This window comes from Chryseobacterium sp. KBW03 (genome assembly GCF_003852415.1).
Classification (GTDB): domain Bacteria; phylum Bacteroidota; class Bacteroidia; order Flavobacteriales; family Weeksellaceae; genus Chryseobacterium; species Chryseobacterium viscerum.
Genome location: NZ_QAJO01000005.1, coordinates 574,848 through 600,600, shown reverse-complemented (window position 1 = coordinate 600,600; position 25,753 = coordinate 574,848). Strand labels below are relative to the sequence as shown.

Genomic DNA, 25,753 nt, shown 5'->3' with positions numbered 1-25,753 from the left:
TATGAAAATAACTAAACTTTTAACTGTATTATTTGCAGTAGTGTTATTGTTTAACATTTCTTCATGTTCAAGTGATTCTGCAGAGTTTGAAATGTCCCCGATCACATATCAGAACGGATATTTTATCTCTAATGAAGGGAACTTCAACAGCCAGGGGGCTAAAGTAACTTTCCTGACAAGAGACCTAAGCCTGAAGCAAGACGATGTGTATGGGTATAACAACAATAAAGATATTTTGGGTGATGTACTTCAGACCATCGGTCTTAATGGAAATAAGGCGTATCTTGTAATCAATAATTCTAACAAAATTGTTGTTGTTGATCGTTATACATTTAAAAGAGTAGGAGTAATTACGGATCAGATTGATAACCCAAGAGGGATTACTTTTGCTAATGGATTTATTTATGTTTCCAACACGAATTTCACTGCAAATACTAAAAGTGTAACGAAATATAAAATTTCTGACCTTTCATTTGTAAGTAAAATCAGCATGACTGAAGTTTCTGATAAAGCAGTAGAAGCAGGAGGAAATGTTTTCATACAGAATGCTTCATCTGGGTATGGGAATAAGATTACTTATATCAATACTTCCAATGATAGTAAAACTGAAATTACCGTACCGAATGGTAGTGTTAATAACACCGTTTCGTATAACTCTAATGTGTACACAATTTCTTCAACGGCTGCAGATTCTTATATCTATAAGATTACAAGTACGGGTACAATGACACCAGTAATTACGCTGACAGGAATTCCAAACGCTACCAACCTTCAGATTGATAACGATAAAATCTATTTCAGTTCAGCAAATAAAGTGTATACAACAAGCTTAGCTGCTCCAACAATTCCTACAACTCCATTATTAACAGCTGCTGATGGTGGTCAGTATTATACTCTTTATGGATTTAACGTTATTGATGGAAGAATCTTTGCATCAGATGTTAAGAAGTTCACAGAAAATAGTGAAATGGTTGTGTATTCAGCAGCTACAGGGAGCAAGATCATGTCTGTTACGACAGGAGGTCTGGGTGCTAACGGTACTGTTTTGAATCAATAATGCTTCACAGCATATAAAAATATAATTTTTTATTTTTTCATCATTTGTGTTTTTTTCCGGTCGGTTTCTTTGAAACCGGCCGGCTTTGTTTTTATACTGGAACAAAAAAGCCCGGCGGGATGGAACATCCCGCCGGGCTTTTTATATTATCTATAGATTGAATTAGATTGTTAATCCCAGTTTCTCTGCTTCAGCAATGACAAACTTTGTCGCTTCTTCTTTTTCATTAGGAATTTCCCCTTCAAGAATAGCTTCTTTTACTTTCTCTTTCAAGATACCAATTTCACGTCCTGGCTTAAGATTAAACATTTCCATGATCTCTTCCCCGGTAATCGGTGGCTGGAAATTCCTCACCTGATCCTTTTCTTCCACTTCTTTGATCTTAACCGCTACATATTCAAAGTTTCTTTTGAATTTCTCCTGTTTTTTAGAGTTTTTAGTAGTAATATCTGCTTTGCAAAGTGTGAAAAGGTCTTCAAGGTTTTCTCCGGCATCAAATAAAAGTCTTCTCAGCGCAGCATCTGAAGCATCATCAGTGATTAAAGCAATTGGTCTTGATGAAAGCTTTACCATCTTCTGAACATATTTCATATCACTTCCCAATGGCAGTTTTAATCTTTGGAAAAGTGCCTTTACCATTTTTGAGCCCAAAAATTCATGTCCGTGAAATGTCCATCCTGTGCCTTCTACATACTTTTTCGTAGGAGCTTTTCCAATATCATGGAGCAGGGCAGACCAACGAAGCCAAAGGTTATCTGTATTCACAGAAATATTATCCACGACTTCTAAGGTATGGTAAAAGTTATCCTTATGAGTCTGTCCTTCCACTTCTTCTACACCTTTCAGTTCGATCAGTTCAGGAATAATCAGCTTCATAAGACCTGTTTGTTCCATTAATTTTAGTCCCACAGAAGGTTTTTCAGAAAGCATGATTTTGTTGAATTCTACCATGATTCTTTCCATAGAAACAATACTGATCCTTTCTGCTTCCTGTTGAATAGCATTCAAAGAGTTTTCCTCAATTTTTAAATTTAAAGTGGACGCAAAACGTACCGCTCTCATCATCCTCAACGGATCATCAGAGTAGGTCTGTGCAGGTTCTAAAGGCGTTCTTAAAATTCCTTTTTCAAGATCTTCAATTCCACTGAATGGATCAATCATTTCTCCGAAATTATCTTTATTTAAAGAAATAGCCATCGCATTGATGGTGAAATCTCTTCTTTTCTGATCATCTTCCAGGCTTCCTCCTTCCACTTCAGGTTTGCGGCTGTTTTCTGTATAGCTTTCCTTTCTTGCTCCCACAAACTCAAGTTCAAGTTCTTTATACTTGATCATGGCTGTTCCATACGTTTTGAATACGGAAACCTTTAATTTAGGATCTATATCCTGAGCTACATTCTGGGCAAGTTCAATACCGCTTTGTTCCGTTACAAAATCTATATCTGTAGAAGCTTTTCTTTTCATCAGAAGATCACGCACATAACCGCCTACAATATATACAGACTGATTATTCCTTTCTGCCGCTTCAGAAATTATTTTAAATAGTTTTAAATTTTTATTTTGATTAAGATTAATTATCATCGTTAATAATAGTGTCAATTTCTACCAATGTTACCCATTAATCATAATGAGCATACATTCTACTAATTTTTCCGTCTTCATTAAAAAACATGACTTCAACAGCATGTTTATCCATAATCGACTTATAAAATAATGCTACCGAATCTACTCCTGCCGTAGAATGAATCAAATCAAAATGAAGATCCGGAAATTTATCCAGCGCCTTCCTCCAATATTCACGGACTGCTGCTTTTCCTTTCAAAGAGCTTTCCTTACCGCCTGTAGCCATAGCAATCATGGGAGTTGTGATCTCAATATCATCTGAGTAATGGGAGAGAATATCCTCTAAATCATGAGAATTCCATGCATTAACCCATATTTGAGCAAATTCCTGATGATTCATAGCAAATAATTTATGAGTTGAGTTTGCAAAGATAGAATTAAAAAAAAGAAATCCTGCCGATATGAACTGACAAGACTCTAAAAAAATAAACAGAAAGGTTCAAAATTTCTATTCCCTAAGAACCTTTATTCTGTTATCACTCCATATTTTGATCACAGAAGAACCAGAGTATTTTGAAACTTTTTCTCTGTCTTCTTCCACTGCATAATCTACAAGACTGATCATCTCCTCAGAAATATCGGAAAACTTCAACGGGCTTTTTTCACCACTGAAGTTGGCAGAGGTAGAAACCAAAGGTTTGTTCAGTTTTGTAATCAGTTTTTTGCAAAAATCATTTTTTACAAGACGGATTCCAATACTTCCATCTTCAGCAAGAAGTTCTTTAGGTAAACCTTTTGGATTTTCATAAACGATTGTTACCGGTTTTTCGCTAAGATCAATGATTTCCCAAGCCATTTCGGGAACATCCACCAAATCCTGAAGTCTTTTTTCAGACTCTACAAGAATGATCATGGATTTGTTCTTTTCGCGCTTTTTGATGTCAAAAATCTTATTAACAGCTTCTATATTAGTAGCGTCACAACCAATTCCCCAGATGGTATCTGTAGGATAAAGGATGGTTCCGCCGGATTTTAGTACTTCGATAATATGTTCCATAATTGTAAGTGAATTCAAAGAGTTGATAAAGGTAGAAAATATAAGGATTTTAGGCAAAAAAATTGAGGCTCAAATGTGTTTATATAGGTAAAGCCAGTAAACCCATAAAAATTATAATCCGTGAAAAAACGAATTAAAATAAGTTGTCCGTTTAATAGGTTCAATATAGTCTGATCTAAGTATTTTTTTGAAATCCATTTTGGTTAGATATTTTGAAAATAATACTGGAAAATTTGATCTTGATCCTTCTTTAATGAAAGTATAAAGAATAGTATTGTCTTTAAAAAATACAATGGTTGTCTGTTCATAATCTTTTCCGGGACTATAAATATCACAAGGTTCATTAAGAAAAATCAGATTCCCAGAAATCTTTGAAATTCTGTAATGATGTTTTTTTCCATACTCAAGGATTCTCTTTTTGGCTTCTTCTTTGTGAATAGTAAATGTAATTTGCTTTAAATGTTTCTCTGTAAATTTACAGTATAGTACATATAAGCTAAAGATCAGTAAACAGGTAAGGATAAATTGTTCTAAGCCGCTATTCAGTGAAAAAGTTAAATCTTTTAAAAAGAACAGAGTGGCCACTGCTAATACTGAAAATCCAAAATAGATTGAGATAGTATCAAACTTGTCATATGAGCTTTCTTCAAAAACTAATTTTTTAGATTGAATACTTTCTGTGATTTTTAATTTTTTTAGTGGCCTCATTTGGAATTAAACATCTTTTTATTTTCCTACATCCATCCCAACTTCGATAAATACCTCTCCTCAATAATGTTCAGGTGATGGTAATTGTGTCCTACAATCAGTTTCCCGATGGTTTCTACAGAAATTTCATGACCATTGGCTGTACCAATATTTTGTAAAGCGGAAGGTTGAAGGGTTTCCAGTAAAATATGGGAAGATTTTCTCACCAATTTGTATTCTTCTAACAAAGATTCAAGCGTTCTTTGATCAGCGAAAGATTGGTCAGCATATTCATTTTCATCAAATCCCGGAAGATTGTTTTTTTCTCCTCTGGCAAAAGCTAGTATTCTGTATTGAAAAACTCTTTCTGTATCCGATAAATGGAGTAAAAGTCCTTTTAATGTCCATTTTCCTTCTGCATAAGCAAAGGTAGATTGCTCTTCTGTAAGATTAGAATAGATTCCTATAGTTCTATCTGCTGAAATTTTTAATTCATTCAACCAGTTTCCGGATGGAATCTGATCTAGATATCTCTGAATATATTTTTGAAAATCGGTCATATTATTTTTTGTTTTTAAGGGTAGTTTTGGGGTACGAGTTTTCGGATTAGTGAGTGTAATTTGTAAATTACTTATTACTTATGATTAGTCCACTCGTAAAAATTAACAGAGTCATAAAGCTCAAACCCGCAAGCTGGATAAAGTTGATTTCCAATATCATTGCTTTTTCCTGTTTCTAAAAGAATACCGCATGCTTTTGAAGATCGGCAGTGTTCTTTAGATTTCTCAATCAATTCTTTGGAATAGCCTTTTCCTCTGTGGTTTTCATTCACATAGAGATCGTTCAGCAGCCAGTAGCGCTGCATTCTTGTAGACGAAAATATAGGGTATAATTGTACAAAACCTGTCAGTTCACCATTCTCTTCCACAACAAAAATTTCGGAATCTTTATTTTCAAGCCTTTCCTGAAGAAAAGTTGCCGCTGCAGGAATATCAGATTCTTTATGATAGAATATTCTGTACTGATCAAATAATTCAGCCAATTGAGGCAAGTCAGAAATGACTGCTTTTCTTGTATCTTTCATAGGTGTTTGGTGGTTATAATAAAATGAGAAGGATTTGATAACCCTTCTCATTTTAGTGTATTGTATGTTTAAGAAAAAGCTTTCTCAAGATCTGCAATAAGATCTTCTGCATCTTCAATACCTACGCTTAAACGAACAAGGTCATCAGTGATTCCCAATTCAGCACGTTTTTCTGCCGGGATTGAAGCATGAGTCATCAAAGCAGGGTGGTTGGCCAGAGATTCTACCCCTCCTAAAGATTCTGCTAGTGTGAATACTCTCACTTTCTCCAGGAATTTGATTGCATCTTCTTTCTTTCCAGATTTGAATGTGAATGACACCATTCCTCCTGATTCTTTCATCTGAGATTTTGCCAATTCATATTGAGGGTGAGACTCTAATCCCGGGTAGATTACTTTATCTACGGCAGGATGAGTTTCAAGATATTTTGCTACGGCAAGACCATTGTCAGAATGTCTCTGCATTCTTAGTGCCAAGGTTTTAATCCCTCTCAATACAAGGTAAGAATCGTGAGGACCTAAAATACCACCGCTTGCAAACTGAATAAAGTGAAGCTTTTCTCCCAATTCAGCATCTTTAGCGATAAGAGCTCCTGCGATTACATCAGAGTGTCCACCCAAATATTTTGTCGCAGAGTGCATCACGATGTCAGCTCCCAAATCAATCGGTCTCTGAATATAAGGTGTTGCAAAAGTATTATCCACCGCAACTAAGATATCCTTTCCTTTAGCAATCTCTACAACTGCTTTGATATCTACCAATTTCATCAATGGGTTGGTTGGTGTTTCTACCCAGATCAGTTTTGTTTTATCAGTGATAACATCAGCTATTTTAGAAACATCATCAAAATTGACGAAAGTAAATTTCAACTGATATTTTTCGAAAAGTCTTGTAAACATTCTGTAAGTACCTCCGTAAAGATCATCTACAGCAATTACTTCATCACCAGGATTCAATAATTTCAAAACACAGTCGATTGCTGCAAGACCAGAACCGAAGGCTAAACCTCTCGCTCCGTTTTCAATACTTGCCAAAGAATCTTCCAATGCCTGTCTTGTAGGGTTGGCAGCTCTTGAATATTCATATCCGGAATGTACACCCGGGCTTTTCTGTGCAAACGTAGAGGTCAAAAATACAGGTACATTTACAGAACCTGTTGCAGACTCATGGTGCTGCCCTCCGTGAATTACTTTTGTATTAAAATTCATAATTTTTTGCTTTAGGCTTTGAGCATTAAGCAATAGGAAGTATTGCTTAAGCTCATTGTTTTTTATTAAAATTTGCTCTAGGCTGAATACAAAAAGCTTACCGCTTACTGCCTGCAGCATATCACATATTATATTTTTTTACTTAATAGCAGATTTCACAGCAAACTCTTCCGCAATTTCTTCTATCCACTGTGCTACATCCTCTTCTCCTGTTGCTCTCTGATAAGTATTTCCTAAAGAGATTAAAATCTGATGGATAAACATCTTCATTTGGTCTACAGGCATTTCTTTGGTCCAAAGATCTATTCTTAGCGCCTCCATTGCTTTTTCATCCCAAACAGAAATCATCGTTGCTTTAGTCTCCTGTTTTTCAACACCTCCATCCTGAGCGTTCCATATAATACTTTCAGGGATATGATTTTCATCAAGCTCTACATCTATCGTAATCTGAGTCTTTCTCATTTTTCTATTTTTTCTAAATTCTAAATTTTCTATTATTTAAGTTTCGGTTTGTAACCGGATTGATTAAAAATGGTGGTTGCATCCATTTTCAGGAAAGCTGTTAACTTCGTTTCAGGTTTTTCCTTAAGGTATGCTTTACAGATCTGCCATCCTGTAAAAATTCCGATTTGCGGTGAAGATTCGTTGTCGATCTCCGTATAAAATTTCGAGAAAGGTCCCGGCGAGATAAAACGCTCTCCAAGTCTTGGATCATCTCCGAAGATCAGGTTGCTTTCTACAAAATAATTCCAGATATTCGCTTCATTGCTCGTTGCCCATTCATACTGCTTCTTAGTATAATTCATTTTCAGATAATCCGGGAAATCAGGAAGAAAAGCATCCTGGAGAATCATTACTTTTCCATTCAGAATGATCTGGTCAATAAATTTCTGATGATCAGGAGACTCTGTTACGATGTTTTCTGCAAAAAGCTGTGACACCTTCGGAACAATATTCTGCGGGTTCATCGATTTTTGGAAATACAGTTCCAATCCTTTATAATTAGCATTGCCGTCTCCCATAAAACCGGTAACATCTATAAATACCAGATTTCCTTTCTGATCATAAAAAATAGGATCCTGAACCATCTGTAGGGCAGATGAAAACAGATATACCTTTGGACTTTTAAACTGTGGGAAGTAATATTTAATATGTGAAAATAAACTCTGAAGTTCCTTTTGCAGTTGAGTCTGATCTATTTTTCCGATAGCCTCCTTGTAGATTTTTATCTCTTCAGCATCAGTTCTTCTCTTTCCAAAATCGGCATCAGAAACACTTCCTTGAAACCATGGAAATTTAGCTTTAAACTGATCCAACGGAACAGCCGGATTGTAAAATTCTTTGGAAATATCAGTGATGTCAACTTTTTCGGCAGTTTCTTTGACTTCTACCTTCCATTGATTTTCAGTTTCTTTTTTGCAGGAAACAAGCCCGGCAGCTAAAACAGAAGAAAGCGCAATATATCTAAAAATCTTCATTATTTTTACATGGAATTTAAGTTTACAAAAATAAGGATTTAATACACAATTCATGATGAAAATTAAAATATTTACAGCCTTTTGCCTTATTTCGGGACTTTCTTTTTGCTATGGTCAAAAGCTTGAGTTTAAAGATAAAAACTTTGAAAAGGCAATTCTTGAAAATTTTGATCTGAATAAAAACGGAATACTGGAATCTCCGGAAGCTGCTATGATTACCAATCTGTTCCTTGTTCAAAAGGGAATTACTTCCACGGAAGATCTGCACTTTTTTAAAAATGTAAAAATGATTGTCCTGGATAATAATGTGATCTCCAATATGGTGATAAGTAACCTGGACCAACTGGAATTGTTTTCGTGTACAGGATGTAAAATCTCTTCATTCAAAGCAGAAAACCTGAAGAATTTAAGTTCATTATACCTGGATAATAATCTGTTGGAAGGTATTTCGCTGACAGGAATTCCGAAAATTGATCAATTAACATTATCTTTAAATCAACTAAAAACAATTGACCTGACTCAGTTTAAAGCATTAAGAAAACTGAATGTAGAGCACAATAAGCTTCAAAAAATTGATATTTCCGGGAATCAGTTCTTACAAACGTTGAATGTAACCGGGAATAAAATAAAGGAAGGAGACATTAAGAAAGGAACAAAAACGGATGTCACCATTTTTGGAGCTGGAGAATAAAACTAATGAGTATGAAAATAGAAACCAAACGACTTATTTTAAGAAAACTTGAAGAGACAGATGTAGAACGTATTTTTCTTTTGGATTCCGATCCTGAGGTAATGAAATATATTGGTGTACCTGTTTTGACAGATATTATTGAGTCAAGAAATGTCATTAATACAATTCAGAAACAATATGAGGAAAATGGAGTGGGAAGATTGGGCGTTGTAGAAAAAGAAAGCGGGCTGCTGATAGGATGGAGTGGATTAAAATTACTGACAAAACCTGTCAATGGCTACAAAAATGTATTGGAACTGGGATATCGTTTTCTTCCCGAATCATGGGGGAAAGGATATGCTGTGGAAGCAGGAATTGCTTCCCTGGATTACGGTTTTAATGACCTGAATGCAGAGGTTATTTATGCCTATGCCCATTCTGAACATGAGGTTTCCAATCATATTTTAAGAAAATTAGGCTTTGAAAAAACCGGTGAATTTGAAGAACCGGACGGAATGTGTTTCTGGTATGAACTGAAGCGCGAAAAATATATAAAAAGATGATAACAATACGGCAGGAAGAAAAGAAAGACCATCCACAGGTCTTTCAGCTTGCAAAATAAGCCTTTAGGGAATCGGAGCGAAATTGATTCTTCAGGGCGATCATATCGCGAAAGAATTAGGATACGAATCTGTAATATTGATTGGACATGAAAAAATATTATCCGCGCTTTGATTACAAAAAAACAAGTAATTTTGGGATTTCTTTTCCATTCGATATTCCGGAAGAAAACGGAATGGCTTTAGAATTGGTAAAAGACAGATTAAAAAATAAAAAAGGAGTGGTGAAATACCCTCAGGAATTTGGAATAAACTAAAAAATATAAACGATGCAGACACAAAAAGTGATAGATCATATTGTAAGCTGGTTAAAAGATTATGCAACAAAAGCAAGAGTAAATGGATATGTAATCGGAGTTTCCGGAGGAGTAGATTCAGGAGTGGTTTCTACACTGGCAGCGATGACCGGGCTTAAAACATTACTGATCGAAATGCCGATCCGCCAGAAAATAGATCAGGTAGATCGTGCACAGGATCATATGAATGACCTTAAATCCAGATTTTCGAATGTAGAAATAATGTCTGTTGACCTGACCCCTGCGTTTGAGGAATTGTACAAAATATTTGATGTAAAAGATGATTTGTATCCTAATGAGAAGCTGGCTTTTGCTAACACAAGATCCCGCCTGAGAATGCTTACGCTCTATTATTACGGACAGTTGAACGGACTTTTGGTATGCGGAACCGGAAATAAAGTGGAAGATTTCGGAATCGGATTTTATACAAAATATGGAGATGGCGGAGTAGATGTCTCTCCAATTGCAGACCTTTATAAAACCGAAGTATATGAACTTGCTAAAGGGTTAAACCTTATTAAAAGTATTCAGGAAGCTATTCCTACTGATGGACTCTGGGATGTAGACAGAACAGACGAACAACAGATTGGCGCTACTTATCCGGAACTGGAAAAAATCCAGAAAGAATACGGAACGAAAACAGCTGATGACTATGAAGGAAGAGATAAGGAAGTGTTCCAAATCTTCGACAGAATGCATAAAGCAGCGAAGCATAAAATAGATCCTATTCCGGTTTGTGATATTCCTGAAGAGTGGAGAACATCGTAAAATATACCCATTCAGCAATGTAATTATGTAACAAAAATTGATGCATTGCAGGATTGAAAAATAGTCATATTAATACAACCATTGTTATGAACAGTAAAATAAGATCTGTATTTTTTATATGCCTGGGACTTCTTTTCGGAATGTCTGCAATGTATATTTACAAAAATTTTATTGCAGATAAAAAAGATCAGTCAGATTCTGTAAAAAAAGAAACGGTACAATATGGAAGCACCTCTTCGGAAAGCCAGTACAGTGCCGGAAATTCTTCTGCTCAAGTTTCTATTGATCAGCTTACAGAAGAAAAGACAGTAATCAGTTACGTGAAACAGAATCATAAGCTGCCGGATTATTATATCACCAAAAACGAAGCAAGAAAAATGGGTTGGAACCCTTCTCAGGGAAATCTGTGTGATATACTTCCCGGAAAAGCGATTGGCGGAGATAAATTCGGAAACAGAGAAGGGCGTTTGCCGGATGGAGAAAAATATTTTGAAGCAGATGTAAACTATCATTGCGGAGGAAGAAATGCTGACCGTATCATCTACACTCAAAATGGCGAGGTATATCTTACTAAGAACCATTACAAAAGCTTTGAAAAACAATAAATAGTAGTCATTGCGAGGAACGAAGTGACGAAGCAATCTCAATAAAAAGATAAAGAAGTGAAAGCAGGTTTTGTCTACATTATGACGAATAAAAATCACACAACTCTTTATACAGGAGTTACTTCAAATCTGTCCAAACGCGTTCAACAACATAAGGAGTCATATTATTCTCAAAGTTTTACTTCAAGATATAATTTGTATATACTTGTGTATTGGGAATCCTTTCAGGAAATAGGTGATGCTATATTTAGAGAAAAACAGATAAAAGCTGGTTCCAGACAAAAGAAACTGGATTTAATTAATAGTATAAATTCTGATTGGAAAGACCTTACAGGCGATGTTGAAAATATTATGGATGTTTTCTGAGATTGCTTCGTCGTATAACTCCTCGCAATGACCAATGTATAATTTGCATTGTAATTATTATAAATCTTAATTTTGAAAGATTATAGCCTCTTTTACTTTATCGTAATCTTCTTTCTGACATTCTCATGTTCAGAAAAACAGAGTGCAATAAAGAAAAAAGAAGAAAAACCAGCCATAACAATACTCATTCAGCCGTTTAAAGATATTCAACCTGAAAGTGTAGAAAAAATAGCGGAAGGTATAAAGAAAGTATATCCAAATGTAAAAGTTCTGACTGCCATAGACTTTCCGGAAAATACCTATTATAAAGAGAGAAACCGGTATCGGGCCGATTCTATCATTAAGTTTTTAAACAGTAAAACAAAAGAAGGTTTTGTGATGATTGGCCTGACTTCAAAAGACATCAGTGCCACCAGAGGAAAAATAAAAGACTTTGGAATCATGGGATTGGGCTTTAGACCGGGAAAAGCTTGTGTAGCTTCAAAATTCAGACTAAGCAAAGAAAACCAGGATGAGCAGTTTTATAAAATAGCCATTCATGAGCTGGGTCATACACAAGGGCTGCCCCATTGCCCTGAAAAAATGTGTTTTATGAGAGATGCAGAAGGCAAAAATCCCACCAATGAAGAAACGGATTTCTGCAAAAAATGCAAAACTTTTTTAATCAATAAAAATTGGAAATTTAGTTCTATATGAAGACAGTATATATCGATTTTACAGACATAGGTGACTATGAAGATTTTTACACCCAGTTAAAGGAAAAAATTCAGCTTCCTGAACCTTTTGGTGATAATCTTGATGCGCTTTTTGACAGCATTACCGGGGATGTGGAAATGCCACTCCACCTCGAATTCGTAAATATGACCGTAGATCAGCTTGAGATTTTTGAAGACCTGCTGACTACCCTTGAAGATGCTGAAGAAGAAGTTGAAGACTTCAGCTTTAGCTATTATCTGGAGCAATATGAAGACGATGACGATGAGGATGTAGAATCTGAAGAGTAATAAAAAAATCTGTTTCAATGTATGAAACAGATTTTTTTATGCTGAAATGTGAAGCTTTTTACTATCTACACCATGTCAAGGTTTTAAACCTTGACATGGTGTAGAAATTTCTTTACATTTTACTCTTTCTTTGTCTTACAAAAACGTAGAATCAAAATAAAAAGGCAGCAGATCCTTCACTGCATGCACTTTTACCACCTCCTCATTCATGCTTGAGAAATAAAGGTCGATATCCTCGTCCTGTTTGGTTTCATACTCTATCAAACTCTGACGGCATGCTCCACAAGGAGGAATCGGTGGATTTTTCTCATGGAATTCTTTAGGACCCCCTACCACGAAGATCTTTTTTATCTTCATATTTGGAAAATTAGCGGCTACCCAAAAAACAGTCGTTCTTTCTGCACAGAGTCCCGATGGGTAGGCTGCATTTTCCTGATTGTTTCCGGAATAGATTTCTCCGTTTTCCAATAACACGGAACAGCCTACCAAAAACTGAGAATAAGGGGCATAGGCGTTCTCACGAGCCTCTTTGGCTCTTTCAAATAATTTATTTTCGATATCACTCAGTTCACTGCTATTTTTAAAATATTCGTAACTGATCTGTATGTCTTTTTTCATATATTGTCAACTAAAAAAGGGGGGTAAAATTAGTTCTTTTTAATGAGGTGGACAATATTTTATTCTTCCAGTAAATACGTTCAATTTTTTAAAAGAGTAAAATGTTATACACACCAATACAATTCAGAAATGTAGAGTTGAAAAACAGATGGGTAATGTCACCTATGTGTATGTATTCATGTGAAAACGGAATGGCCAATGATTTCCATTTCGTTCATTACGGAAGCCGGGCACAGGGAGGTACGGGATTACTGTTTGTGGAAGCTACAGGAGTAGTGCCGAAAGGAAGAATTACCAATCACTGCATGGGAATCTGGAATGATGAGCAGGCGGAAAAACTACAGAAAATCGTAGAGTTTGTTCATGAAAATTCTGACAGCAAAATAGGAATCCAGCTGGCGCATGCCGGAAGAAAAGGTTCAACATGGAATAACCTGCAGATTTCTATTGAAGAAGGCTGGGAAACTGTTGCACCAAGCCCTATCCCATATCATCCCACAGAGAGGATTCCGCATGTATTGACCACGGATGAGGTAAAGGAGATGGTTCAGCATTTCAAAACAGCAGCCCGAAGAGCAGTGAAAGCAGGCTTTGATATTATTGAAATTCATGGAGCGCATGGATATCTGATTCATCAGTTTCTGTCGCCGCTTTCCAATATCAGGACAGATGAATATGGAGGAAGTTTTGAAAACAGAATCAGGTTTCTGATTGAAATTGTAGATGCAGTCAATGAAGAGCTCAATGAAAATACAGCACTCTTTGTAAGAATTTCCGGAACAGAATATGCTGAAAACGGCTGGGATATTGAAAGTAGCATTGAATTGGCGAAAGTTTTAAAAGAACATGCTGTTGACCTCGTTGATGTATCAAGCGGAGGGAATATACATGGGGTGAAAATTTCAGTGTTTGATGGCTATCAGGTTCCGCTTTCATCACAGGTGAGAAATGAAGCTTCTGTAAATACGGGAGCTGTAGGATTAATTACGAAGGTGGAGCAGGCAGAGGAAATCCTTCAGAAAGGAGATGCAGACCTTATTTTTGTAGCGAGAGAGATTCTGAGAAATCCATACATTGCCGTTCAGGGATCTTTTGAAATGCAGGAAAACTGCTTTTTCCCACACCAATATACGAGAGCTAAAATCTCTTCTTAATGAATAGAGTAATCTAAAACTTCAGAAATGAATATCGAAGATTTCATGCTTTCATGTCCCAGTAAAAAGTTCCTTGGAGTAGAATGCCTGGGTTGTGGAGCTCAGAGGGCAATTGTCCTGGTGTTTGAAGGGAAGTTTTCTGAGGCTTTTCAGATGTATCCTGCGGTATATACCTTATTGCTGTTTTTTTTTATCCTTGGGCTGAGCTTTATTGATAAAAAAAGAAAATACAGTAACATCTTAATGATTATGATAATCGTTAATCTTATTATTATGATAACTGCGTATCTGTATAAACATCATTAATGCAGCCAGAAATGTAAGCCAGGCACCATATATTGAATAATATGGGATATAGAAGTTCCTTTTACATATTAGTCATGTAGAAGATTTTTAATGAAAAATAAAATAAGTTAGTTTAAAATTCTAAAATTAATTTCTACTGCGAAAATTTAATAAATGTCGTAGAACTACTACAATTTCTGAAACAGTGCTTCAAAAACTTTTTACATTAGAACATGAAGTCTATCTTTGTTTTTATAAATCCTATAGCAGGGAACAATTGTTAATGATTAAAATTTAAGAATATGGCAGGAAATTCAAGAGGAATCTTAAAATTCAATGGAGGAGAAGGTCAGAAATTATTAAAGCTTAACTACAGCGTATCAAGATCTACAGACATTTCAGGACGTGTAGCATCTGATCCGTCAAACGCACTGATTAAAGTAACAATTGAAGCAACAGAAAAATCTGATGTTTTAGAAAGCTTATTAAACAGCAAATATAAACCTACAAGCGGAGAGATTACATTCAACAAGTCTCACGAAGAAGGAACATTGATCAATTTGAAGTGGGAAAACGGATATGTAATTCAGCATGAAGTAGACTTTGATGCTATCGATAGTAACAGTATGCTGATCAGCTTTATCATAAGTGCTGAAAGCATTACCTATGGAAATTCATCCTATGATGGGCTTTGGCCAATGAGCTAAGTCTTTCATGAACAAAAAATAAAAGACTGTCCTTATAAGACGGTCTTTTTTTACCTTAAACGATATTCTGCAGGATCCTTGGGTTATCCTTGTATATTTCCACCCTGCTGAATAATCGTTTACAAAAACTAATCAAATCACAAAAAATATGTCAAATACACCTGGAAAATCACAAGCGACGTCTTTTCGTCCCACGCAGAATGCAGATGGTATTTCCGAAAACCATCATACAGGTATCAACCGTTTGGTAAAACTTTCTCTTGTCATAGAAGGGAAAATTATCAAATATTATAAACATTTCAAGCTTAAACAAAGCACCAGAAGACACCACGAATTTACGCTGACACTGGCACACGATACTCTGGGAGACAGGCAGACCCATTCATTGGAAGAAGCCAATAAGTTTCTTGGAAAAAGACTTACAGCAGTGATTTCCTATAAAGATATAGATAACAGCCCTGAAAGAACTTTTGTAGGAGTAATTACCGGAGTAGGATTCAGCCAGGAACAAATGAGCTTAGGAAATATTGTACTTACCGGATACAGTCCTACAATCCTGCTTGACGGAGCACCTCATATTCAGAGTTTCGGAGGTACGCAGCCCGTTAACGTAGGAATTATTGCAGAAGAAGTAATTAAACAGGGAATTGATAAAAGCCGTTTCGATATCAGGGTAGAGGCTAATAATTTTTCTCAAATTATCTACAGCAGCCAGTATGATGAAACCCATTATAACTACCTGGCAAGAATGGCTGAGGCTTACGGAGAACAGTTCTACTATGATGGTGAAGTTTTACACTTTGGAAAGCTTCCTGCTCAGAATAAACCCATTACCCTTACCTACGGAAGCAGTGCCAACGATATAAAAGTTGAGCTGAAAGCAGTACACACCAAGCCGCAATACTATGGGTATAACAGCAACAGGAATGAAAAACTGACTTCCGGTGCAACGCCAATCAAACATGTAGGTGACCTGGCGAAAACAGCATACGGTCATAACGAATCTATTTATAAAACACCGGCTTTACAGATGGCTCCCATCAAAGCTTCTACCCACTTAGACGTTGAGTACTCCCAAAAAAGTGCTTCGGGAAGTGAAGCGGTCAATGTTTTTTCCACTTCAGGAAATACAACGGTTCCTTTCCTGCATCCGGGTTGTGTAGCAGATGTACAGATGCGTAAGCAGGATTCTAACGAAACCTCTTATTTCACCAGAATCATGATTACAGAAGTAGAACATGAGATTGATACCATTGGTCACTATAATGGAAGCTTCGTGGGAATTGCTGCAGATACAGGCTTTCTTCCAAAACCAGAATTTACCATTCCAAAGGCTGAGCCGCAGACTGCTACAGTAATCTCCAATACTGATCCGGAGGGACAGGGAAGAATACAGGTGCGATTTGACTGGCAGACCAACGATACCACTCACTTTATCCGTATGATGAGTCCTGATGCAGGAGGAACAGATCAGATTACCCAAAACAGAGGCTATGTAGCTATTCCTGAAGTGGGAGACCAGGTGATGGTTAACTTTGTGCACAGTCATCCTGACAGACCATTTGTAATGGGAGGAATGTTCCATGGTGGTATCGCTTTAGGAGGAGGTGTTAACAATCACCTGAAATCGATACAGACCAGAAGCGGAATCAGAATTCTAATGAATGATGAGGAAGGAAGCGTAACGATTCTTGATCCAAGTGGTAATACCTACTTTATGGATGGACAGGGGAATATCAGTATGAAAGCCCCTAAAAACTTTACCTTAAATGCAGGCGATAATATCAATATCACCGCAGGAAAAGAAATTTCAATAGGGGCAGGAGCAAGTATTACGAGTACAGCAAACGACAATATTGTTTCTATAGCAGGAAAAGATATGAAACTTACGGCATCAGGAGATATTACAGAAACTTCAGATACCAGGACAGAAATGATTGAAAAAGAATTCAAGAGACAATCTGAAACATCTAACGAAATAGCTGGTGAAATTTCCATGTTCAGCGAAATGGAAAATATGACCATGCAAAGTGGAAAGATCGTAGAATTCAACAGTGCTGAAAAATCAAAACTTTTCTAATATGGCGATCATAAAGACAGCAACCAATCTGCGCATTACAGTCAAAGATTCTTATCATCTGAGCGTAGGCAAAAAGGTGGAGAAAATTGCAAAGAAAATCAATGTGGAAGCCCATAAAGAAAATCTGGTTTTAGCAAGTAACAAGAAGATTATGTCCCATGGTCATAAGTAAATACAACCTGCTGATTCTTTTTATATGGTGTTTTTCATTAACGAATTGTCAGAATAAAAAAATGGAAGAAAAATACAGTTGGCTGGGAACCGTTTCTGCCCCACAGGAATACCCGATGGAAGTGTATGAAGGAGCTATTGTTGCCGATGGTTTTACTTACAGCTTTGATGCAATCTGGGGAACACAGAATACAGGATGGGGTAAAGAAGGCGGCACCATGAACGTGACCACCGAAAGAATGAATGCTCCTCATGAGCTGGAGTTTACATGGTATTCTCTGGTAGAAAAAAAATTCTATACCGGAAAATGGAATCTGGATAAAGAAAAGATAAAAAAACTTTTTGATGAAGGATTTGTAGATCAGGACACAAAAAAGAAATCTACTTACAACTCTTTTGTTGTAGGATTAGCCCCACAAGGAAGAGTTGTGCTTTGGATGAAAGGCGCAGGAAACCAGAAAGAAATAGGCGCTTTTCAGGCTCATGATACTGTTATTACTAAAGAAAAAGCTTACGATAACGCTCAGTATATGCTGAAAGAAGGATTTGCAGACAGAATGCTGAAAGACCCGTCTTATAAGACATTCAAGCCGGAAGTTCGAGAGAAAATTGAAAAAGAAGGCTATCCTGCAGCAGACATTTATAATGTCTATAGAGAAAAATACAACTGGAAACCTGCCGTGATTCTTCCTGAAGGAGCAACATGGATAGATTTCGGGTTTACCAATTATAACGGTGAACAGGAAAATCTTTTTGACCAGAGCTTAAAAGAGAATACTTATAAAAGCAGAGCCGTACCAAGATTCTGTGGTTTTTACTGGAAAGATAAAAACAACAACAGATATGCAGTATGGATAGACGCTTTTGATGACAAAGAAATATTTGACCTGTTTCAGAAATTAGGGAAAGACAAAAATATTGACCTTACCATTAAAGTAAACGAAGACAATACCAAAATCTTAGTGTCTTTAGAATCTGGAAAAGAAAACCTGGCAGTTACCAAAGCAAAAATCAGAGTATCCCGAAAGATAGAATGATAGCATTCAATCAGTCAATTTAAAAACGAGAACTATGCACAACAATCAATTTGGAAGTTATACACCATCTGTATCCAAAGAGGAAGTACTGGATATTACCATTGGGATTTTTTTTGACGGAACCCTGAATAATAAAACCAATACAGACGAAAGAAAAAAGGGGACGGATGCTCATAAAAAACATGGTGGGAAATCTTCAGACAATACCAGCTACAACAATGACTGGAGTAATGTAGCCCGTATGTGGGATAATTATGATAAAAACTTCGGTATTTACATAGAAGGTATCGGTACACAGGATAAAGAAGGAGATGCTACGTTGGGATATGCTTTCGGAACTGGCGAAACCGGAATTAGATCTAAAGTAAGAAAAGGCTGTGAAGAAATCGTAAAAAAGGTGAAAACCATTAAAGCAGAAAAGAAAGCCGATAAAATTGCCGTGCTTACTTTTGATGTATTCGGTTTCAGCCGTGGAGCTGCTGCTGCCCGCAATTTTGTATACGAAATTGGAAAAGCAAAATATAAAGCCACTTCCCGCACAGTTGCCAATGAAGCGGTTTCCATTACCACCTATTCAGATGATGACGGAAAAGGGGTAGGTTCAGAAGAACTTCCAAAATGGGGACATCTTGGTCTTAAACTCGAAGAAGCCGGACTAAAAGTAGATGTTTTAAAAGTAAGATTCCTGGGAATTTACGATACCGTTTCTTCCTATTCAAAATACCTCTCACCAGTACCCAATTTCAGCAATGACGTTGAAGAACTGAGCCTGAATGATATCGGGAAAGCTCAGACTGTAGTTCACTTTACTGCAGAAGATGAGCACAGAGAAAATTTTGACCTGACAAGAGTACATATTGGAACTGAAAAAAACTTCCCCGGTGTACACTGTGATGTAGGCGGAGCTTACGAAAACGGACAGGAAACATGGGAAGAAGTTGAAACTTCATGGACAACCAGTACCAAACTAAAAGCATTAAAAACAGAGCTTGAAACCGAAGGATGGTATGCAAAAGGCCAGCTTACCATTACGCCCGGATTTTATCTGTCACTACGAGGGTCGCGCTATCTGCTAAAGACATTCAGCTATATTCCTTTACATTTTATGGCGGAATATGGTGTAGATAAAAATCTTCCTATAACCATAAAGAAACTGACAGACGAAAAATATTCCATTTTGGATGATCAGTTTTTAATAGGAATAAAAGACCGTCTCAGATCTTATGTAATGGGAGATGGCAAACCTTATTCCTTCAAACATTTTAAAGCACTGCGTGATGCTTATGGAGGAAACGAAATCCCGGAAGACCGTTATGCTGCTTACCAGAAAGAAGTAAAAGAACAGGATGATTTAAGAAAGCTTCGCCATGAATATCTTCACTGGTCGGCAAGAAGAGAAGGCATTGGTATGGATCCGAGACCAAACAGAGAAAGAGTTATCCATTTTTAATAGAATATCATACAAAGAAAGAAATTGAAGCAGGAACATTTCTATGCAGAAATATAACATACATACCGTTCAGAAAGATGAAACCTTAAAAAGTATTGCGGCACTTTACAATCTGGATACAGATGCTTTAAAGTTATTCCACAACAATCTCTGTACTGTTAAGGATATGATCCTGATCAATCTTAACGGACAGAAAGAGCTTTTTATACCACGAACAGCCGTCACCGATAAAAGCAGATTGGTAAAGTTCGGAAGAGGAAACAGTCTTATCCTTCAGCCGGCAGGTTCAGTGAGAAAATACAGTGTCGTTATTACTATTGAAAAAGGAGAAAGTAAAAGCGAATTAAAATATGAAACCTCAGTCCGATGGCTGAAAAAGGAAAAAGGACTTCACTTTTTTGAGATAGACAGAACATCAAACCTTTATCTTAATGAAGAAGAAGTGAATGAAATTGCAGATTTGCTGGCTTACAGAACATCTAAGGTTTTATATCCTTTACAGATCAGTACAGATGAGAAGGGAAAATTTGAGGCCGTTGAAAATGCGGATGTATTTCTCAAAAGATGGTCCGGGATTAAAGAAGAATTGTATAAAGAATTTGATGGAGAAACTGTAGATGAATACTGCGGGAAGATAGAAAGAGTGATCAGCGAGCCTGAGGCTATTGATCTGTACCTCAAAAATGATTACTTCATCCGTGCTTTGTTTTTTGGAATACACCAGAGTTTCGGACAGGATTATAGAACAGAAATGACAGCAACCTTTCCGGTAGTGGACAATGCGATGGAACCCAGATATAAATTGACACTGGAAACAGATCCGCTGAAAGGAGAAACAGGACTGATCACCATCGAAGGATCAGGAAAATTAAATGACGAAAGAGATACTGATGACTTTATAAGAAGATCCCCTTTCTCGTTGATTATAGAGGATGAATCTGTGATGAATGAAGAAGGATTTTTCAGGATAATAGGCTATATGAAAGAAGAAAACGCATTGCCGGAATCACTTTATCTGGAATGCACAATCATGCTGCAGGAAGAAAAAAAGATTTCAGTATCAGTATCAGGAATTGATGAAAACTAAATTACCATTTCACTAAAGATAAAATTAATATGGCAGAAAAACATATTGTAGTACAGGGAGCCATGTGCAAATGCCAGTTCGGGCAAGCTCCCGACAAGCTCAAAGTACTTACACACCAAAAAGAATATGCCAATGATAAAAATGCTTCTAAAAAACTGATCGTTACGACCAAAGAAATAGGAGGAGCCACATTTGAAAAAAATACATTCGGAAACTGTACCAAAATGGGAGTTCCGCCGCCGCCCTGCAAAATCATGGTTACAGAATGGCAGAAATTCTATGATAAAGTACAGCTCAGCAATGGAGGATATATCATTGTAGAAGACAGCAAGGCCGTATGTGCCGTTGCGGGTATCCCATGCATTGAAATTATAGACCATGGACAACGTGCGGAAGCCAGCCAGCAGAATTTTAAAAATGCAGACAAAGATGTCCAGCAGCAGATCAATCCGTTGGTAGATTCCGAGGAAATGTATAAGGAGCAGCCTTCAGGAGGAGGGCAGGATAGTGCAATCTAAATGATAAAAAATGGCAAAAGGCGTTAAAAAAGTAAAAGTTGTAAGTGGAGTTTATTATCCCAAAATGTCCGTATCAGGACAAAGGGTTACGATAAAACCTGATCAGTGGGTACAGTTCGGTATTGACGAATGGCTGCCGGATACCACAGAGGCAGACAAAAAGAAACCTCTTACCTGGATGAGGCAGAACAACAGCAGGAAAATTATCATCAATCAGGTGACTTCTGCGGGCGGATATAAATTTTTAATAGACAAGCAATACAGCGGGAGCTATCATTTTTATATAGAAGCCAGTCTTTCGGGAGTAAGAGATCCTAAAAATAATACAGGATTATATGTAAAAGGTTGGTGTGAACCTAAAATTGTCAGCAGCAAATGGTCTACACAAAAGAATGGCAAGAGCATCAAAAACAATAAAAAGACTGAATATATTTCCTACGGACATATCGTTCATCTGAACTTAATGACAGAAGGTCTCAATGGAAATTCCCTTATCATTGAGCTTTGGAACCAGCAGTCTGCAAAAAAAGATAAACTCGTACATGTATACAACAATGTAGACGTTATAGACGGTGAAGTAAATCTAAAAATAGAGAATACCTTTTCCTGGATGGCTTCTGTAGACAACATTCAGAATGTAGAAGAATTCTATGTGAAAGTAAAAGATATTGCTTCAAAAGAATATATTAAAGATAAACTAGGTGATGATCTGCATGCCATCTATCTTAATGTAAAAAGCAAGATAGCTACTACCAATACCAATGGAGCCCAGAATCAGACTCCAACCAAAGTATATAAGCCGGATGTAAACTCAGTCAGACTTGAACCATGTAAGTTTGAAATCATCAAGATCACTGAAAATGAAACGAAGGACGGAAAAGCCAGCAATACAACAGTCAAAGTCTTTGACAATGGGAACGGTGTAAAACAGATCCATTCCGCTGCATTACAGGAACATATTCAGAGAACGATCTTTTATAAATTTGATTCTACAGTCATTGATAAAGATGGAGTTACAATATTGAATAATGTTCTCAAATTCCTTTTGGAACATAAAGATGCTACCATGAATCTCAGTGGTTATGCCTGCGTTATAGGAAAAGAAAATTACAACAGAGGACTTTCACAAAGAAGAGCTGATGTCGTAAAGAAATTCTTTGCTGACGGAGGATTGGATCCCAGAAGGATTATCTCTGTAGGAAAAGGAGAAGTAGATCCCACAGATGATAAAATGGGAAGAGATAATATCAAATACAAAAATGAGAAAGACTACGAAAATAACCGCAGAGTAGATATCTCATTTGTATTCAACGCCCATGATGCACAAACTGTTAATTATGAAGTAACAGCACCTAGTGTATCTACAAAGAAAAATCTGATCATTGATATCACAGGCTTTCAAACCAATGAATGTTTCAGAGACAGTAAAGGAAAACATAAAAAGCAAACCTTGGTGGTAGATGTAGGACAGGCAATAGATAAAGGAGATACCGTAAAGACATTTGCAACTCCTTCATTTACTTATGGAGTATATTCAAACCTGTCAAGAGTCAGTGCTTTTCCAATAGAATATATCTGGCCTTCAGCAACCAACCCGAATCAGTTTCATCTGCATGTTCATAGCTGCAGATATTTTAGCAATGAAAAAAGAACTACGGTACTGATCAAAGCTTATCCTGATATCAAATGGGAACTTGCTCTTGAGTTTCTGGTGAATGTCTCCAATTATAAAGCTGCCAATATGCCGCCCGGATCTGTTTATGCAAAACATCAGGAAAAATCCAGACAGGCAGGATACAACAGAATGAGAATGAATGAAACCGGAAAAGTTCCGATTTCAATAGGAGTTGGCCTATCCGCTGAATGGGATGCCGGGAGAGAAAAGAGAAGCTTTACCAATGAATTTGCAGATAAAATTAAACTGGTAGCAAGAATGATTGCCACTGCTGTAAATATTGTACAAAATGCAATCAACTATGCGCAAAGTGCAGCAAAAGAAACAGCAATACCGGTAGGGTTCAATGTCAGATATCCAAAATTTACAGTCGTCGGAAAATGGTATCTGGAAAGGGTAAACGAAAGAAATACACTCAGCGTAATTGGTGAAGTAGGATTTGGATTTAAACCCCTCATAGGAGCTGAAGTAATCATAGATATTCTTGGAGCCGCTATTGCTGCCGCCTCTTATGGAGCTACAGGAAACCCTGCTGCTGCAAGGATTATCAATAAATTCCGTGGAGGATTAGAAAAACTGGGAGCTTCGGTGACCTTTACAGCAACATTTTATGGCGAATTGGAGATAATGGTAGACGCCCTGAAAATTGACAGCATCAACGGGATCAATATGCAAGGGAAAACCACTATTGGAGGAAAAATGGGAGCCACCATTGAACTCAGTGTAAGTGTCGAGATCGGAAAAGTAAAAGGAACCAAATCGAAACCGATTATGACATTTAAAGCCGCTGCAAAAGCCGATTCTTACTTTGGAGGAGATATTGTACTGGATTCTGATTCTAAAGGATTATTCATACAGCCGATCCTGAAATTCTCAGGAGTAGTTCTTTCAGTAGAAATAGAAGGAGAAGTAGGCTGGTGGAAAAGTAATTTTAAAGTAGAAGAAAAAGCAATAAAAGAAGAAACTTTCTATCTGGAAAAAAAATATTTAACTTAAATTGACGTATGCATAATTTCAAAAAACCATTATATTCTGTATATCCAAGACTGTACTGCTCAGGAACCATCTACGTAAATGATGTGCCTGTGATAGACTGGTACGGAGACGAAACAAAGGAAGGAGGGTTCGGAGGTGATACCATGATCAATCAGGCATTGCTTCAGAGTGGAAAATATAAAGTGACTGGGAAAATGTATCCCCGTTTAGGAAAAAATGTATTGGATGAAGACGATATGATGTCTATTGATTTTTTCTGTGCTGAACTTGATAACTGGAAGGCTTCCCGGTTTACTTTTCATCCTAAACTTGAATCACCATGGGATGGCCTGAGTGACAATATCAAATATCCTCATTTTGAAATCACAAATGAAATAGAAGTTGAACTTCCTTTTGTATTAGACGGATGGCAAAATTCAGTAGATTTGAAAGACATCAAAAAAGAAGACCTTTTTAGTGATGTCTTACAATATTATAAACAAATCAGAACGGTATTGCAAAGTCATAATGCCGGAAAATATCTGGAAATGTCACAGGACAAAATGAAATTGCAGGAACAGGCCTTATACTATACGGAAGAAAGAAAAAAAAGCTTTTTAGAGAGTGCCAGCCAGCTGTTTTCTCAGAACTTAGAAGTCGAAGAACTCCATGAAACTGATCTCCAGCTTGAAGTAATGGGATACGGAAAACTAGTAAGACTGATGAGAAAAGACGGCTCACAGCCATTACAATTCAAAAGTCCGGATATTGAAAAACAAAGCAATATAGAACTAGAAGTGAAGCTTCATATGAGAACAAAAGAAAAAGGGTTCAGTATTATTTAATCATTGAAGATGACTTTTTTAGGATACTTTACAACAATTATTGTCATATTCTCTCTGTATAAAGGATATAAAATCTTTACGAAATTTGCTGCAAATAGAGATCAGTCAGGAAAAAAAGCAGGTCTTCTGGAAAAATGCTTTCTTCTTTTTATCATTTCAATCATCATGATCTCGGTAAATGCAATGACGTTCGTACTGTCATATACCTTTTTCTGGGAAAAGGCTTACAGAACCTTTGATGAGCCAAAGTATGAAGCAACCGTGGTGGGATATAAAAAAGAAATAACGAAGTTTAAAAGCTTTTCAAACTCTACTTATAGAGATAAAGTGATTTTTTTTCCAAAAGTAGAATATACAGATAACAATGGGAAAAAAGTGATAAAAACACTAGATATTACAAGTGATAATCCACCTTCTATGGGACAGAAACTAAAGATAACAGATAAAGCAGGTGAAGAAAGTACTAATGTTCTTCAGCTGGATTGGGTGATGTTTGCTGCAGGTTGTATTTTCACAGGATTTGCTGCATTTTTTGCTTCTTTAATTTCTACCTACACAACATCATATCCTATGAAAAAAAGAATGAGCTGGTCCGTCCGGCTTGCATTATTACTTATTTTCATTAATATTTCCTGTATAGTATTCATATATTTGAAATCATAAAAAATATTTTTAAAAAAAGCAGCTT

General features: G+C 36.7%; 30 protein-coding genes. 21 read left to right on the top strand and 9 right to left on the bottom strand.

Features of this window, described 5'->3' with window-relative positions; all coding sequences use genetic code 11:
- Position 1 precedes the first annotated feature (1 nt).
- Positions 2-1,057, top strand: a complete 1,056-nt coding sequence (locus DBR39_RS14280) for a DUF5074 domain-containing protein (protein ID WP_124534167.1) — start codon at positions 2-4, stop codon at positions 1,055-1,057.
- A 162-nt stretch (positions 1,058-1,219) separates the two neighbouring features.
- Here DBR39_RS14280 and DBR39_RS14275 read toward each other — a convergent pair whose 3' ends face one another.
- The 8 genes from DBR39_RS14275 to DBR39_RS14240 form a co-directional block, all read right to left on the bottom strand.
- Positions 1,220-2,638 carry a CCA tRNA nucleotidyltransferase gene (locus DBR39_RS14275; protein WP_124534165.1) on the bottom strand — a complete coding sequence of 473 codons (1,419 nt, stop codon included), beginning with the start codon at positions 2,636-2,638 and terminating at the stop codon, positions 1,220-1,222.
- A 37-nt stretch (positions 2,639-2,675) separates the two neighbouring features.
- Positions 2,676-3,020: a nuclear transport factor 2 family protein gene (locus DBR39_RS14270; RefSeq protein ID WP_124534163.1), complete on the bottom strand. Its 345-nt coding sequence runs from the start codon at positions 3,018-3,020 to the stop codon at positions 2,676-2,678.
- 108 nt (positions 3,021-3,128) lie between these two features.
- On the bottom strand, positions 3,129-3,677 hold the full coding sequence (locus DBR39_RS14265) for an L-threonylcarbamoyladenylate synthase (RefSeq protein ID WP_103234424.1): 549 nt from the start codon (positions 3,675-3,677) through the stop codon (positions 3,129-3,131).
- A 734-nt stretch (positions 3,678-4,411) separates the two neighbouring features.
- Positions 4,412-4,924, bottom strand: coding sequence for a DinB family protein (locus DBR39_RS14260; protein ID WP_124534161.1), 513 nt, complete (start codon positions 4,922-4,924; stop codon positions 4,412-4,414).
- Between the two features lie 74 nt (positions 4,925-4,998).
- Positions 4,999-5,448, bottom strand: a complete 450-nt coding sequence (locus DBR39_RS14255) for a GNAT family N-acetyltransferase (protein ID WP_124534159.1) — start codon at positions 5,446-5,448, stop codon at positions 4,999-5,001.
- Between the two features lie 68 nt (positions 5,449-5,516).
- Positions 5,517-6,776, bottom strand: a complete 1,260-nt coding sequence (locus tag DBR39_RS14250; RefSeq protein WP_262697076.1) for a cystathionine gamma-synthase — start codon at positions 6,774-6,776, stop codon at positions 5,517-5,519.
- 18 nt (positions 6,777-6,794) lie between these two features.
- On the bottom strand, positions 6,795-7,118 hold the full coding sequence (gldC, locus tag DBR39_RS14245) for a gliding motility protein GldC (protein WP_103233952.1): 324 nt from the start codon (positions 7,116-7,118) through the stop codon (positions 6,795-6,797).
- A gap of 32 nt (positions 7,119-7,150) precedes the next feature.
- Complete coding sequence (locus DBR39_RS14240; protein ID WP_185147187.1) at positions 7,151-8,134, bottom strand: gliding motility protein GldB; 984 nt, start codon at positions 8,132-8,134, stop codon at positions 7,151-7,153.
- Positions 8,135-8,186: 52 nt separating this feature from the next.
- Here DBR39_RS14240 and DBR39_RS14235 point away from each other — a divergent pair, with 52 nt between their 5' ends.
- From DBR39_RS14235 to DBR39_RS14200, 8 genes are all read left to right on the top strand, one after another.
- Positions 8,187-8,825 carry a leucine-rich repeat domain-containing protein gene (locus DBR39_RS14235; RefSeq protein ID WP_124534155.1) on the top strand — a complete coding sequence of 213 codons (639 nt, stop codon included), beginning with the start codon at positions 8,187-8,189 and terminating at the stop codon, positions 8,823-8,825.
- Between the two features lie 11 nt (positions 8,826-8,836).
- Positions 8,837-9,367 carry a GNAT family N-acetyltransferase gene (locus DBR39_RS14230; protein WP_228447842.1) on the top strand — a complete coding sequence of 177 codons (531 nt, stop codon included), beginning with the start codon at positions 8,837-8,839 and terminating at the stop codon, positions 9,365-9,367.
- Positions 9,368-9,513: 146 nt separating this feature from the next.
- Positions 9,514-9,681, top strand: a complete 168-nt coding sequence (locus DBR39_RS14225; RefSeq protein ID WP_228447841.1) for a hypothetical protein — start codon at positions 9,514-9,516, stop codon at positions 9,679-9,681.
- A 12-nt stretch (positions 9,682-9,693) separates the two neighbouring features.
- Positions 9,694-10,488 carry an NAD(+) synthase gene (gene nadE / locus DBR39_RS14220; protein WP_124534151.1) on the top strand — a complete coding sequence of 265 codons (795 nt, stop codon included), beginning with the start codon at positions 9,694-9,696 and terminating at the stop codon, positions 10,486-10,488.
- 86 nt (positions 10,489-10,574) lie between these two features.
- Positions 10,575-11,093 (top strand): ribonuclease domain-containing protein, encoded by a 519-nt coding sequence (locus DBR39_RS14215; RefSeq protein ID WP_228447840.1) that lies wholly within the window; start codon positions 10,575-10,577, stop codon positions 11,091-11,093.
- Positions 11,094-11,150: 57 nt separating this feature from the next.
- Positions 11,151-11,459, top strand: a complete 309-nt coding sequence (locus tag DBR39_RS14210; protein ID WP_124534149.1) for a GIY-YIG nuclease family protein — start codon at positions 11,151-11,153, stop codon at positions 11,457-11,459.
- A 72-nt stretch (positions 11,460-11,531) separates the two neighbouring features.
- Positions 11,532-12,155 (top strand): Zn-dependent protease, encoded by a 624-nt coding sequence (locus DBR39_RS14205; RefSeq protein ID WP_228447839.1) that lies wholly within the window; start codon positions 11,532-11,534, stop codon positions 12,153-12,155.
- A complete protein-coding gene (locus tag DBR39_RS14200) occupies positions 12,152-12,463 on the top strand; it encodes a barstar family protein (RefSeq protein WP_124534147.1) in 312 nt (103 codons plus the stop codon). The genes DBR39_RS14205 and DBR39_RS14200 overlap by 4 nt, the downstream gene beginning before the upstream one ends.
- A 135-nt stretch (positions 12,464-12,598) precedes the next feature.
- Here the strand turns inward: DBR39_RS14200 and cdd are convergent, their stop codons facing one another.
- Complete coding sequence (cdd, locus tag DBR39_RS14195; protein ID WP_109737919.1) at positions 12,599-13,081, bottom strand: cytidine deaminase; 483 nt, start codon at positions 13,079-13,081, stop codon at positions 12,599-12,601.
- A 101-nt stretch (positions 13,082-13,182) separates the two neighbouring features.
- Here cdd and namA point away from each other — a divergent pair, with 101 nt between their 5' ends.
- The 12 genes from namA (at position 13,183) to DBR39_RS14140 (ending at position 25,728) form a co-directional block, all read left to right on the top strand.
- A complete protein-coding gene (gene namA, locus DBR39_RS14190; protein ID WP_124534146.1) occupies positions 13,183-14,235 on the top strand; it encodes an NADPH dehydrogenase NamA in 1,053 nt (350 codons plus the stop codon).
- A gap of 27 nt (positions 14,236-14,262) precedes the next feature.
- Complete coding sequence (locus tag DBR39_RS14185) at positions 14,263-14,541, top strand: DUF2752 domain-containing protein (protein ID WP_124534144.1); 279 nt, start codon at positions 14,263-14,265, stop codon at positions 14,539-14,541.
- A gap of 281 nt (positions 14,542-14,822) precedes the next feature.
- Positions 14,823-15,227: a type VI secretion system tube protein TssD gene (gene tssD / locus DBR39_RS14180; protein WP_124534142.1), complete on the top strand. Its 405-nt coding sequence runs from the start codon at positions 14,823-14,825 to the stop codon at positions 15,225-15,227.
- A 148-nt stretch (positions 15,228-15,375) separates the two neighbouring features.
- Positions 15,376-17,307: a type VI secretion system Vgr family protein gene (locus DBR39_RS14175; protein ID WP_124534140.1), complete on the top strand. Its 1,932-nt coding sequence runs from the start codon at positions 15,376-15,378 to the stop codon at positions 17,305-17,307.
- Between the two features lies 1 nt (position 17,308).
- A complete protein-coding gene (locus DBR39_RS24265; RefSeq protein WP_153816338.1) occupies positions 17,309-17,479 on the top strand; it encodes a hypothetical protein in 171 nt (56 codons plus the stop codon).
- Positions 17,480-17,540: 61 nt separating this feature from the next.
- Entirely contained in the window at positions 17,541-18,515 is a 975-nt protein-coding gene (locus DBR39_RS14170) for a DUF2931 family protein (protein ID WP_262697075.1), read from the top strand.
- A 34-nt stretch (positions 18,516-18,549) separates the two neighbouring features.
- A complete protein-coding gene (locus DBR39_RS14165; protein WP_124534136.1) occupies positions 18,550-19,965 on the top strand; it encodes a T6SS phospholipase effector Tle1-like catalytic domain-containing protein in 1,416 nt (471 codons plus the stop codon).
- 43 nt (positions 19,966-20,008) lie between these two features.
- Positions 20,009-21,052, top strand: coding sequence for a LysM peptidoglycan-binding domain-containing protein (locus DBR39_RS14160; RefSeq protein ID WP_124534134.1), 1,044 nt, complete (start codon positions 20,009-20,011; stop codon positions 21,050-21,052).
- 29 nt (positions 21,053-21,081) lie between these two features.
- Positions 21,082-21,570: a DUF4280 domain-containing protein gene (locus DBR39_RS14155; RefSeq protein ID WP_124534132.1), complete on the top strand. Its 489-nt coding sequence runs from the start codon at positions 21,082-21,084 to the stop codon at positions 21,568-21,570.
- A 10-nt stretch (positions 21,571-21,580) separates the two neighbouring features.
- Complete coding sequence (locus DBR39_RS14150) at positions 21,581-24,241, top strand: OmpA family protein (RefSeq protein ID WP_124534130.1); 2,661 nt, start codon at positions 21,581-21,583, stop codon at positions 24,239-24,241.
- An 8-nt stretch (positions 24,242-24,249) separates the two neighbouring features.
- Complete coding sequence (locus DBR39_RS14145; RefSeq protein WP_228447838.1) at positions 24,250-25,065, top strand: hypothetical protein; 816 nt, start codon at positions 24,250-24,252, stop codon at positions 25,063-25,065.
- A 9-nt stretch (positions 25,066-25,074) separates the two neighbouring features.
- Entirely contained in the window at positions 25,075-25,728 is a 654-nt protein-coding gene (locus DBR39_RS14140; RefSeq protein WP_124534128.1) for a hypothetical protein, read from the top strand.
- Positions 25,729-25,753 lie beyond the last annotated feature (25 nt).

What these genes read in the sequence shown, in the direction of transcription:
- DBR39_RS14280 (WP_124534167.1), top strand. Translation starts at nt 2, where the DNA reads ATGAAAATAACTAAACTTTTAACTGTATTATTTGCAGTAGTGTTATTG.
- DBR39_RS14275 (WP_124534165.1), bottom strand. Translation starts at nt 2,638, where the DNA reads ATGATAATTAATCTTAATCAAAATAAAAATTTAAAACTATTTAAAATA.
- DBR39_RS14270 (WP_124534163.1), bottom strand. Translation starts at nt 3,020, where the DNA reads ATGAATCATCAGGAATTTGCTCAAATATGGGTTAATGCATGGAATTCT.
- DBR39_RS14265 (WP_103234424.1), bottom strand. Translation starts at nt 3,677, where the DNA reads ATGGAACATATTATCGAAGTACTAAAATCCGGCGGAACCATCCTTTAT.
- DBR39_RS14260 (WP_124534161.1), bottom strand. Translation starts at nt 4,924, where the DNA reads ATGACCGATTTTCAAAAATATATTCAGAGATATCTAGATCAGATTCCA.
- DBR39_RS14255 (WP_124534159.1), bottom strand. Translation starts at nt 5,448, where the DNA reads ATGAAAGATACAAGAAAAGCAGTCATTTCTGACTTGCCTCAATTGGCT.
- DBR39_RS14250 (WP_262697076.1), bottom strand. Translation starts at nt 6,776, where the DNA reads ATGCTGCAGGCAGTAAGCGGTAAGCTTTTTGTATTCAGCCTAGAGCAA.
- gldC (WP_103233952.1), bottom strand. Translation starts at nt 7,118, where the DNA reads ATGAGAAAGACTCAGATTACGATAGATGTAGAGCTTGATGAAAATCAT.
- DBR39_RS14240 (WP_185147187.1), bottom strand. Translation starts at nt 8,134, where the DNA reads ATGAAGATTTTTAGATATATTGCGCTTTCTTCTGTTTTAGCTGCCGGG.
- DBR39_RS14235 (WP_124534155.1), top strand. Translation starts at nt 8,187, where the DNA reads ATGATGAAAATTAAAATATTTACAGCCTTTTGCCTTATTTCGGGACTT.
- DBR39_RS14230 (WP_228447842.1), top strand. Translation starts at nt 8,837, where the DNA reads ATGAAAATAGAAACCAAACGACTTATTTTAAGAAAACTTGAAGAGACA.
- DBR39_RS14225 (WP_228447841.1), top strand. Translation starts at nt 9,514, where the DNA reads ATGAAAAAATATTATCCGCGCTTTGATTACAAAAAAACAAGTAATTTT.
- nadE (WP_124534151.1), top strand. Translation starts at nt 9,694, where the DNA reads ATGCAGACACAAAAAGTGATAGATCATATTGTAAGCTGGTTAAAAGAT.
- DBR39_RS14215 (WP_228447840.1), top strand. Translation starts at nt 10,575, where the DNA reads ATGAACAGTAAAATAAGATCTGTATTTTTTATATGCCTGGGACTTCTT.
- DBR39_RS14200 (WP_124534147.1), top strand. Translation starts at nt 12,152, where the DNA reads ATGAAGACAGTATATATCGATTTTACAGACATAGGTGACTATGAAGAT.
- cdd (WP_109737919.1), bottom strand. Translation starts at nt 13,081, where the DNA reads ATGAAAAAAGACATACAGATCAGTTACGAATATTTTAAAAATAGCAGT.
- namA (WP_124534146.1), top strand. Translation starts at nt 13,183, where the DNA reads ATGTTATACACACCAATACAATTCAGAAATGTAGAGTTGAAAAACAGA.
- DBR39_RS14185 (WP_124534144.1), top strand. Translation starts at nt 14,263, where the DNA reads ATGAATATCGAAGATTTCATGCTTTCATGTCCCAGTAAAAAGTTCCTT.
- tssD (WP_124534142.1), top strand. Translation starts at nt 14,823, where the DNA reads ATGGCAGGAAATTCAAGAGGAATCTTAAAATTCAATGGAGGAGAAGGT.
- DBR39_RS14175 (WP_124534140.1), top strand. Translation starts at nt 15,376, where the DNA reads ATGTCAAATACACCTGGAAAATCACAAGCGACGTCTTTTCGTCCCACG.
- DBR39_RS24265 (WP_153816338.1), top strand. Translation starts at nt 17,309, where the DNA reads ATGGCGATCATAAAGACAGCAACCAATCTGCGCATTACAGTCAAAGAT.
- DBR39_RS14170 (WP_262697075.1), top strand. Translation starts at nt 17,541, where the DNA reads ATGGAAGAAAAATACAGTTGGCTGGGAACCGTTTCTGCCCCACAGGAA.
- DBR39_RS14165 (WP_124534136.1), top strand. Translation starts at nt 18,550, where the DNA reads ATGCACAACAATCAATTTGGAAGTTATACACCATCTGTATCCAAAGAG.
- DBR39_RS14160 (WP_124534134.1), top strand. Translation starts at nt 20,009, where the DNA reads ATGCAGAAATATAACATACATACCGTTCAGAAAGATGAAACCTTAAAA.
- DBR39_RS14155 (WP_124534132.1), top strand. Translation starts at nt 21,082, where the DNA reads ATGGCAGAAAAACATATTGTAGTACAGGGAGCCATGTGCAAATGCCAG.
- DBR39_RS14150 (WP_124534130.1), top strand. Translation starts at nt 21,581, where the DNA reads ATGGCAAAAGGCGTTAAAAAAGTAAAAGTTGTAAGTGGAGTTTATTAT.
- DBR39_RS14145 (WP_228447838.1), top strand. Translation starts at nt 24,250, where the DNA reads ATGCATAATTTCAAAAAACCATTATATTCTGTATATCCAAGACTGTAC.
- DBR39_RS14140 (WP_124534128.1), top strand. Translation starts at nt 25,075, where the DNA reads ATGACTTTTTTAGGATACTTTACAACAATTATTGTCATATTCTCTCTG.